Origin of the sequence: Streptomyces sp. SID5910 (assembly GCF_009862125.1) — a bacterium.
In the GTDB taxonomy this organism is placed as follows: Bacteria; Actinomycetota; Actinomycetes; order Streptomycetales; family Streptomycetaceae; genus Streptomyces.
The window spans coordinates 1-6,151 of record NZ_WWHX01000974.1 but is presented as its reverse complement, the minus strand read 5'-3'; the positions used below and the strand labels follow the sequence as shown (position 1 = coordinate 6,151).

Below are 6,151 nucleotides of genomic sequence, written 5' to 3'. Positions count from 1 at the left end.
TACGTAGCTGCGGGCAGTCGTGCCGCTGGGGCGGCACGGGTGGGCGCAGCGGCACCCCGGCAGCGCCGGGCTCCGCGTCCCACCCCTGGCCCGCACCGGCGCCGGGCACCCGTGGGCCGAACAGCCACCGGCAATGCCGCGGGGGGGCCGGGTGACGTGACCCGGCACTGGCCGGGTGCCGCCGCGCCCACCCGTGCCGCCCCAGGCGGCACGACTGCCCGCGGCTGCGGAAGCTGGGGTGCCGCGAATGCCCGCCGCTGTGCGGCTGCGGCCAGCCCGTGGCTGCGGAAGCTGGAGCGGCGGGCTGCCAGCGGCTATGCGGCTGTGCGACTGCCCGCAGCTGCGGAGGCGCTGGAGCGGCGAGGTGTCCGCAGCTGGGGAGGCGCGCTGGAGCGGCGGGGGGCTTGCGGCTAGGTCAGTTGCTGCGGCAGCGTTGTCGCGTGGGTTACCAGTAGCCCCGACACCGCTCGGGTCAGGCAGACGTACAGGCGTCGCAGACCCGTGCGTTCGTCCGGTTCGCCGTCGATCACGGCCTGGGGCTCGTCCAGGACCACGTAGTCGTACTCCAGGCCCTTGGCCAGCGAGGCCGGGACCAGGGTGAGGCGGGTGGCCCGGGTGGTCTCCTCGCCCGGGCCCAGGTGGCCGATCCCCGCCGCCGCCAGCGCGTCCGCCAGCTCCCGCACCCGCGCGTCCGCGGCGATCAGCCCCACCGACCCCTCCCGGCACAGCAGCTCACGGCACGCCGCCACCACGTCCGCCGTACCGTCCGAGGCCGCGCGGATCTCGAAGAACCCCGGGTTCTCACGGATCGACGCCACCGGCGTCAGCCCCGGCGCGATGGACGGCAGCAGCCGCGACGCGTACGTGATGACGTCCGTCGGCACGCGGAAACCGGCCGTCAGCTCCTCGATCACCGCCTCGCCCTTGCCCAGATGAGCCAGCGCCTCCTCCCAGCTCCGCGTCGCCCACGGCGTCGTGCCCTGCGCCAGGTCGCCGAGGACGGTCGCCGAGCCGGTGGTGCAGCGCCGGCCCACCGCGCGGTACTGCATCGGCGACAGGTCCTGCGCCTCGTCGAGGACCACGTGCCCGAGCGAGTGGGTGCGCTCGATCAGGTCGGTCGCCTCGTCGATCAGCACCGCGTCCGCGGGCGACCACCGGGCGGACTTCACCGACCGGGCCGGCTTCACCCACAGGATCGTCTTCTGCTCGTCCTCCGTGAGCACACCCTCGGCGTGCTCGGCGAGGAAGTCCGCGTCGGTCAGCAGACGCAGCACCAGCTTCGCCTGGTCGACCTGCGGCCACACCGACTTCACCGCCGCCTTCACCGCGGCGTTGCGCGCCACCGCGTTCTGCACCCGGTCGTCCGGCGCCTCGCCCGCCCGCTCCATCTGCACCAGCACCGCGTGCGCGACGCGCTGCGGCAGGGCCTCGCGGGCGGCGCCGTAGCGGATCCCGCGGGCCAGCAGCTCGCGCACGATCTCCTCCAGCTCGTACGCAGCCACCCTCCACCGGCGCGAGCCGCGCACGACCACGATCCCCTCGGTGGGCGGCGTGACGTGCGAGTACAGCGCCCGGCGCAGCACCTCCGCCATCCGGGCGTCACCCTTGACCACCGCGGCGGCGGCGTCGTCCGCGCCGCGCACCTCGACGTGCGCGACCAGGTCGTCGACCGTGGCCTGGCGGACCGTCAGCTCGCCCAGCGCGGGCAGCACTTGCTCGATGTAGTGCAGGAAGGACTTGTTCGGCCCGATGACGAGCGTGCCGGTGCGGGCGAGCCGCTCGCGGTGGGCGTACAGGAGGTAGGCGACCCGGTGCAGGCCGACGGCGGTCTTGCCGGTGCCGGGGCCGCCCTGCACGCAGACCGACCCGGCGAGCCCGGCGCGCACGATCTCGTCCTGCTCGGGCTGGATGGTCGCGACGATGTCCCGCATCGGGCCGACGCGGGGCCGCTCGATCTCCTGCTGGAGCAGCTTGCTGGTGGCCGCCGCCTCGGCCGGGTCGGACAGGTGCTCGTCCTCGTACGCCGTGAGGTCCCCGCCGGTGTAGCCGAAGCGGCGGCGCAGCCCGACGTCCAGCGGGTCCTTCTTCGACGCCCGGTAGAACGGCTGCGAGACCGGCGCCCGCCAGTCGATCACCATCGGGTCGCCGTCCGCGTCGTGCACGTGCCGGCGCCCGATATAGAACTGCTCCCCCTCCGCGCCCTCGGCCTGCTCGGCCCCCGGTGCGTGCAGGTAGTCGAGCCGGCCGAAGAACAGCGGGGTGTCGCTGAGGTCGGCGAGCGCCTTGATGCGGTCCTCGATCTGGGCTTCCAGCACCGCGGCGTTGACCCAGTTCGCGGTGACGTCGGTGATGTCGAGCGACTCGACGTCCTCGCGCATGGCCCGCAGGGCGGAGCGGGACGCGGCGAGGTGGGCGCGCTCGCGGGAGAGGGGGTCGTCGTGGACGGGCGTGGACAAGGGGGTGCCTCCGGTCGACCTGCGGTTCGGTGGGCGCGGGCTGCGCGGTGGGCCGACCGGTTTCCGTCCGGACGGCGGCGCTCCGTGGGAGGAGGCGGGCAAGAGCGGAGATTCTAGGGGACGCGGCGCGACGCGGGCCAACCGTTTTCCCCGCCCCAGGGAACCCTCGCCCCCGGGCCCCCGTCCCCTAGGGGATCGCGTCCTCCGTACTGGGGGACGCGCTCCCTCCACGGTCGTAGCGGACGGCGGCGCGGGGTCGGTCCGGAGACCGATGACAGGCCTATGTCCGAAATCGCACCATGGAGACATGAGCGCAGCAACCATCTCCCCCGCCCCGGCACCGGGCCGTCCGCCCGGCGCGACGCCCGTGGCCGGCAGCCACCGGCACCGGCTCGGTGACGCCCTGCGCGCCGTCAAGGTGTTCGCGGGCGCCGCCTTCGACGTGGTCGTCCTCGGCGAGTACGGCGAGGAGGCCGGCGTCCGCCGCCGGTGACGTCCGTACGCGCGCCGGTGACACCCGCGCCCCCGCCGAAGGCGTCCGTACCCGCGCCGCCGGCCTGAGTACGCCGACGCGCGGCGGTTGAGTACGTCCGCCGGTGCGCGGGCACGGGACGCGCGGCTTCACTGGCCGTATGACCACACCGCACTTCATGGCGCAGCCGCCCGCCGCCCTGCCGCGGCGGGCCGACCGGGACCGTCACGCCTGGGTCGCCCCGACCGTCGCCACCGCGCTCCTCACCGTGCTGGGCCCGGCGGCGCTGTTCCTCGGCGGGCTGTCGGTCATGGCGACCGACAGCTGCGGCCCGGACGACTGCTCGCAGGCGCTGATGACCTCCCTGGAGCTGATCTACGGGACGCTGTACATCGGCGGCTTCCTCTCCTTCGGCGTCTGGATCGCCGCCTGGGTGATCCCGTGGACCCGCCGGTGGGCCGCCCTGCGCGCGTGGCTGGCGTTCGCCTCGCTGCTGCCGTCCCTCATCGTCCTGCTGCTGGTTTTCACCCTGCCCGCGCCGTGACCGGGCCGGGCCCGGTCACGGCGGCGGGGGCGCTCAGCCCTCCGCCAGCAGCTCGTCCGCGTCCATGATCCGGTAGGCGTAGCCCTGTTCCGCCAGGAAGCGCTGGCGGTGGGCGGCGAAGTCCTGGTCGAGGGTGTCGCGGGCGACGACCGAGTAGAAGTGCGCCTGGTGGCCGTCCGCCTTGGGCCGCAGCACCCGGCCGAGGCGCTGGGCCTCCTCCTGCCGCGAACCGAAGGTGCCGGACACCTGGATCGCGACCGTCGCCTCCGGCAGGTCGATCGAGAAGTTCGCGACCTTCGACACGACGAGCACGCTGATCTCGCCCTGCCGGAAGGACTCGAAGAGCTTCTCCCGCTGCGCGTTGGACGTCTCGCCCTTGATGACCGGCGCCCCCAGATGCTCGCCCAGCTCGTCGAGCTGGTCGATGTACTGGCCGATGACGAGGATCTGCTGCCCGGCGAAGCGCCGCACGATCGCCTCCGTCACCTTCCGCTTGGTCGCGGTCGTCGCGCAGAAGCGGTACTTCTCCTCCGTCTCGGCGGTCGCGTACGCGAGCCGCTCGGAGTCGGTGAGGTTGACCCGGACCTCGACGCAGTCGGCGGGCGCGATGTAGCCCTGCGCCTCGATCTCCTTCCACGGCGCGTCGAAGCGCTTGGGGCCGATGAGCGAGAACACGTCCGACTCCCGGCCGTCCTCGCGGACCAGCGTCGCGGTGAGCCCGAGCCGGCGCCGCGCCTGAAGGTCGGCGGTGAACTTGAAGACCGGCGCCGGCAGCAGGTGCACCTCGTCGTAGACGATCAGCCCCCAGTCCCGGGAGTCGAACAGCTCCAGGTGCGGGTAGACGCCCTTCCGGCGGGTCGTCAGCACCTGGTAGGTGGCGATGGTGACGGGCCGGATCTCCTTGCGCGTCCCGCTGTACTCGCCGATCTCGTCCTCGGTCAGCGACGTCCGCTTCACCAGCTCGTGCTTCCACTGCCGGGCGGAGACGGTGTTGGTGACGAGGATCAGCGTGGTCGACTTGGCCTGCGCCATCGACCCGGCGCCGACCAGCGTCTTGCCCGCGCCGCAGGGCAGCACGACGACACCGCTGCCGCCGTGCCAGAAGTTCTCCACGGCCTGCTTCTGGTACGGGCGCAGCGCCCAGCCGTCCTCGGCCAGCTCGATCGGGTGCGCCTCGCCGTCGACGTACCCGGCGAGGTCCTCGGCGGGCCAGCCCAGCTTGAGCAGCGTCTGCTTGATCTGCCCGCGCTCGGAGGGGTGCACGGCCACCGTGTCGGGGTCGATGCGGGTGCCGACCAGCGGGGCGATCCGCTTCGACTTCAGGACCTCCTCCAGCACCGGCCGGTCGGTGGTCGTCAGGACCAGTCCGTGCGCCGGGTGCTTGGAGAGGGTGAGGCGGCCGTAGCGGTCCATCGTCTCGGCGATGTCGACGAGCAGCGCGTGCGGCACCGGGTAGCGGCTGTACTGCACGAGCGCGTCCACGACCTGCTCGGCGTCGTGCCCGGCGGCCCGGGCGTTCCACAGGCCGAGCGGGGTCACCCGGTAGGTGTGGATGTGCTCGGGCGCCCGCTCCAGTTCGGCGAAGGGCGCGATGGCACGGCGGCAGTCGTCGGCCTGCTCGTGGTCGACCTCCAGGAGCAGGGTCTTGTCGGACTGGACGATGAGCGGACCATTCACGGGCGGCACCCTTTCGCGTGCGTACGGCCGGACGACGGCACGGCCGATCGTCCAGTGTGCCTGATCGCGGCCCGAGGGTGCCCGCTACCGCGGTAGGAGCTGGCCGGCCGGCGGTCCCTGCACGGTGATCCCCCCGGTGACGGGCAGCGCGGTGGCCTCGGGGGCGAGCGAGCCGAACAGGGCGGCCGCGGTGATCAGGGCGGCGACGGAGACGGCGACGGCGGCGCGGGTGGAGTCGGGGAGTTTCGAGTGCATGGGGCGGTCCGGCCTTTCGGAATACGCAGGGGGGAATCAGGGGGGAAGCGGAAGCGGGCCGGCACCAGGGAGAGGACTGGGGCCGGCCCGCTCACGACGGAGATGCGGGACGGACGGGTCAGGGGGCGAGGCCCCCGACCGGATCGATGCCGGCCGCGGCGGCCTCGCCGACCGCCGCGACGCGCGGCGCGGCGGTGGAGGCCAGGACGGTGACGACACGACGAGCGGCACGCATCGGGAGCTTCCTTTCGTTCGGCGGTGGGACACCCGGTGGCTGCCCGGGCCCCGGTGAACCGATGCGGAACACGGGGAAAGCTCCCCCGGAGGTGGGAAAAGACCGGCGTGGCGTGCATGAACCGCCCCGTACGCCCGAAAGTGCGCACCCGCGGGAACCCGGTGTGCGGGACCGCCGAGCGGAACCCGTCAGGTCGCGTCGTCGGCGAGCTCCGCCACGCCCGTGATCCGGTGCAGCGGATACGTGCGCACCTCGTCCGCCGTGTGGTCGTACGCCGTGACGAAACCGCCCTCCACCCGGATCGGGGCGATGACGCGCTGGCTGGCGGCGCCCTCGGCGTTCACGTAGCCGATCCACAGCGCCTCGCCGGTCAGCACGGCAGCCTGCACGGTGGCCAGGGTCTCGGCCGCGCCCGTGCGGGGCAGCTCGCCGTCGGCGGCCGGGGTGCCCTCGCCGGTGCCCGCGCCCGGCTTGCGCGGGGCCGTGGACGCCAGGTCACCGGCCCGCACCGC

The 6,151-nt window shown here is 73.7% G+C and carries 6 protein-coding genes; 2 read left to right on the top strand and 4 right to left on the bottom strand.

Going from position 1 to position 6,151, the window contains the following annotated elements; all coding sequences use genetic code 11:
* Nucleotides 1-410 precede the first annotated feature (410 nt).
* Entirely contained in the window at nucleotides 411-2,456 is a 2,046-nt protein-coding gene (locus GTW67_RS34975; RefSeq protein ID WP_161168741.1) for a HelD family protein, read from the bottom strand.
* Between the two features lie 307 nt (nucleotides 2,457-2,763).
* Here GTW67_RS34975 and GTW67_RS34970 point away from each other — a divergent pair, with 307 nt between their 5' ends.
* Nucleotides 2,764-2,949, top strand: coding sequence for a hypothetical protein (locus GTW67_RS34970; RefSeq protein WP_161168740.1), 186 nt, complete (start codon nucleotides 2,764-2,766; stop codon nucleotides 2,947-2,949).
* A gap of 139 nt (nucleotides 2,950-3,088) precedes the next feature.
* A complete protein-coding gene (locus tag GTW67_RS34965) occupies nucleotides 3,089-3,472 on the top strand; it encodes a hypothetical protein (protein WP_237519175.1) in 384 nt (127 codons plus the stop codon).
* Nucleotides 3,473-3,505: 33 nt separating this feature from the next.
* Here GTW67_RS34965 and GTW67_RS34960 read toward each other — a convergent pair whose 3' ends face one another.
* The 3 genes from GTW67_RS34960 to GTW67_RS34955 form a co-directional block, all read right to left on the bottom strand.
* The gene (locus GTW67_RS34960; RefSeq protein ID WP_161168739.1) at nucleotides 3,506-5,149 is read right to left on the bottom strand and encodes a DNA repair helicase XPB; all 1,644 of its coding nucleotides are present in this window, start codon (nucleotides 5,147-5,149) and stop codon (nucleotides 3,506-3,508) included.
* Nucleotides 5,150-5,233: 84 nt separating this feature from the next.
* Nucleotides 5,234-5,404: a hypothetical protein gene (locus GTW67_RS37300; protein WP_202438107.1), complete on the bottom strand. Its 171-nt coding sequence runs from the start codon at nucleotides 5,402-5,404 to the stop codon at nucleotides 5,234-5,236.
* A 423-nt stretch (nucleotides 5,405-5,827) separates the two neighbouring features.
* Nucleotides 5,828-6,151, bottom strand: a 324-nt coding sequence (locus tag GTW67_RS34955; protein WP_161168738.1) for a WYL domain-containing protein, incomplete at its 5' end; no start/stop codon positions are given.